Source organism: Saccharomonospora saliphila YIM 90502 (assembly GCF_000383795.1).
In the GTDB taxonomy this organism is placed as follows: Bacteria; Actinomycetota; Actinomycetes; order Mycobacteriales; family Pseudonocardiaceae; genus Saccharomonospora; species Saccharomonospora saliphila.
In genome coordinates, this window is sequence record NZ_KB912656.1 from 213321 (window position 1) to 216457 (window position 3137).

Below are 3137 nucleotides of genomic sequence, written 5' to 3' on the forward strand. Positions count from 1 at the left end.
CGTCGATCGCGGAGCCGTTGCGCGCACTCCTGCGCGACTGCGGAGCCACCGGCGTGTGACCCGCACGCGCCGGTGGCTCGGCGGGTGTGGCCGGCCAGGGCGCCGACGGCCCGGCGGTCCGTGGGCTCCGGCAGTTCCGGGGTCTCCGGAGTTCCGGGTCACCGGATCGTGGGCCGGGTCAGCAGTGGGTCGGCGGAATCGCGTCGAGCAGGTCCTGGTCGATCACCGGGCCGTCGTCGCCCGCGGCCTGCTCACCGCCGCCCTCACCGGCGGTGCGCTCCGCCCAGGTCTTGAGCCGGTCCAGGATGGCCACGGCGTCGTCGGACGGGCTGACACCGTTGAAGTCCGTCCCGATCGCCAGATCCACGGACGCGTCCTTCCGGCCGTCGCGAACCAGCTCAAGGCACGGGTCGATGAGCTGGACGGTGCGGGCCGCCCGCTCGCCGTTGGCGCCGAACCGGATCTGCCCGTGGCAGTCGGCCTCCCCCGCGGGGAAGGCCGGATCGTTCGCGGGCTCGGCGACACGCTCGAAGCCGAGCTGCCGCAGTGCCTCGGTCGTGATCGACGCCTGGCCACGGGTTCCGTTCGCGTTGAGCACGCGGACCGCGACCCGGCCGGGGGGAACGGGCGAGGTCTCGTCGAGCGCGTCGTACGGCACGCGCGTGTACGTGGTGTCCTCCGGCGGCCTCGGCGCGGGCTCGCAGCTGATCGCTTCGGTGAGGTCCTCGGTGGAGCCCACGGCGTTGACCCACACGACCACGGCGGCCACGCTCAGCAGGGCGATCAGGGCGACCGCGGGCAGTGGTTTGCGCCTGCGATAGGGACGGGACCTCGTGCGGTCGGTGGTTCCCGGCGCGCCTCCGGAGCCTCTCGGGCCCGCTGTCCCCGACGCCACCTGCCCGTCCTCTCCGAGACCACGCGGTTCGCGGTCTCCGTTGGTACTGTGCGGGTCGTCGTCACCGTGCCCTGGGAGAACCCGGACACGTCCCGCCCGGCCCCGGGGCCGCCACTGGATGCCACCACGGTCGCGGCGGGGTGGCAAGCGCGCGGAGTCACGACGTCAGCCACCCGGTCGCACGGCACAACCCGGACGGCGGACCGTCCTGCCCCCGTGCTGGACCGGAGATAACCCTGTCGGGTGACGTATTTTAGGGGTTGCGTGACCAGCTTCGAGTCGGGGTAGGCGGTGGGCTACTCTCTCCGGGCTCCGGCGGTGACGGCGAGGTGTCGAAAGAGACCTCCCTCACGCCGATTCCGGGCACAAACTACAGCGCTGGGACGTTGTCCAGCGGCACGAGGAACTCTCGGGCGGAGCAGGCCCCGGGTGTTCGCGGACTGATACTGAAGCTGATCGCAGGGGTGAAGGAGAAATGGCGACCGACTACGACGCTCCGCGCCGCAGCGAAGCCGATGAACTGGCGGAGGATTCGCTGGAGGAGCTGAAGGCGCGGCGCAACGAGACGCAGTCCGGCGTCGTGGACGTCGATGACGACGCGACCGGGGAGAACTTCGAGCTGCCCGGCGCCGACCTGTCCGGTCTTTCGGGCGAGGATCTCACGGTGAAGGTGGTGCCGAAGCAGGCCGACGAGTTCACCTGCTCGGTCTGCTTCCTCGTGCATCACCGCAGCAGGCTCTCCGAGGAGTCCGGTGGGCAGATGATCTGCCGGGATTGCGCCTGAAGCGGTGACCCGCCGACGGTACGGCGGGTCACCCGCCCGGCGGAGGGCGCGGGCGGCGCGGACATCCGGAGGGGGCTGCGGAGGCGGGTGGTCGAGTGCGACTCGGCCACCCGTTTTTGCTGTCCGCCCACGGCCCGTGGCGGGGACGACCCTCTCCCGCGCGCGTGTCACCGCCGCCGGCGGTCGACGGGACGTGCGTGCGTCACCGCCCCGCGCGGGGCGGGTAGTCTCGCGTGCCGTGTCCAGCGTGCGTATCCCGATGACCCGGCTCGACCCCGGCGTGGCCCCACCCGGCTACGCCCGCCCCGCCGACGCGGGCGCGGATCTCGTGACCACGTCGGACGCGCGTCTCGACCCGGGGGAGCGTGCCATGCTCGGCACGGGGATCGCCGTGGCCATTCCCGAGGGGTATGCCGGGTTCGTGCACCCCAGGTCGGGCCTCGCGGCGAGGACGGGACTGTCGCTCGTGAACAGTCCCGGCACCGTCGACGCGGGCTACCGGGGTGAGATCCGGGTGTGTGTGATCAATCTCGACCCGAGGGAGCCGATCGTCCTGCGGCGCGGGGACCGGATCGCGCAGTTGGTCGTGCAACGGGTGGAGCACGCGGAGTTCGTCGAGGTCGAGCAGTTGGAGACGACGGAACGCGGAGTGGGTGGCTACGGGTCGACCGGTGGCCACGCCACGCTCGGAACGGAGAGCTAGGTGGGCATTTTCGGACGCAAGCGCAGGAAGTCGGACGACGCCGACGACCTCGACGTCGGAGTGGGCGAGACGGCACCGGACGCCGCCGAGGCCGGCGAGGCGGACGACCGCGCGCGAACGGAGGCCCCCGACGACGCCGACGACGGTGCCGACGACGACGCGCGGCGGTCGGGCCCGTACGACGTCAGCGAGGCGCCCGACGACGGCGTGGCGCGGATGGATCTGGGGTCGCTCCGTCTTCCCGTGCCCGACGGCTCCCAGGTGCAGGTGGAGATGGACCAGGCGAGCAAGGCGGTCCGCGCCGTGCACGTCGTGACCGGTTACGGCCAGGTGACGGTGAGCGCCTACGCGGCACCCCGGTCGGGTGGGCTCTGGCGGGAGGTCAGCCAGGAGCTGGCCGATCAGCTGCGGGCGGACGGCGCGCAGGTCAGCGTCGGGCGCGGCGAGTGGGGGATGGAGCTTTCGGCCGTGGTCAACGACGTGGCGCTGCGCTTCGTCGGCGTCGACGGACCCCGGTGGATGGTGCGGGGCGTGATCGCGGGCCCGCAGTCGGAGGCGGCGCGGGCGCCCGAGGTGCTGCGCGAGATCGTGCGCGGCACCGTGATCGACCGCGGGGACGCGCCGATGCATGGCAGGCGGGTGGTTAGTCTCACCTGCCTCGCCAGGGACGCGCACACGCGGGTACGGGAATATCAACCCGTTGTCCATCGACTACGCCTGTCGGCCTCGCCTTAGGTCCCGACTTACCCTGGGCG

At 72.3% G+C, this 3137-nt stretch carries 4 protein-coding genes; 3 read left to right on the forward strand and 1 reads right to left on the reverse strand.

All coding sequences use genetic code 11. The features are described from left to right. Positions 1-178 precede the first annotated feature (178 nt). Positions 179-895: an envelope integrity protein Cei gene (cei, locus tag SACSA_RS0109995; protein ID WP_019815534.1), complete on the reverse strand. Its 717-nt coding sequence runs from the start codon at positions 893-895 to the stop codon at positions 179-181. A gap of 475 nt (positions 896-1370) precedes the next feature. Here cei and SACSA_RS0110000 point away from each other — a divergent pair, with 475 nt between their 5' ends. The 3 genes from SACSA_RS0110000 (at position 1371) to SACSA_RS25215 (ending at position 3117) form a co-directional block, all read left to right on the forward strand. After that, a complete protein-coding gene (locus SACSA_RS0110000) occupies positions 1371-1679 on the forward strand; it encodes a DUF4193 domain-containing protein (RefSeq protein WP_019815536.1) in 309 nt (102 codons plus the stop codon). 247 nt (positions 1680-1926) lie between these two features. After that, positions 1927-2382: a dUTP diphosphatase gene (gene dut, locus SACSA_RS0110005; protein WP_028661744.1), complete on the forward strand. Its 456-nt coding sequence runs from the start codon at positions 1927-1929 to the stop codon at positions 2380-2382. Then, on the forward strand, positions 2383-3117 hold the full coding sequence (locus tag SACSA_RS25215) for a DUF3710 domain-containing protein (protein WP_019815538.1): 735 nt from the start codon (positions 2383-2385) through the stop codon (positions 3115-3117). The last annotated feature ends 20 nt before the right edge of the window (positions 3118-3137 follow it).

What these genes read in the sequence shown, in the direction of transcription:
- SACSA_RS0110000 (WP_019815536.1), top strand. Translation starts at nt 1,371, where the DNA reads ATGGCGACCGACTACGACGCTCCGCGCCGCAGCGAAGCCGATGAACTG.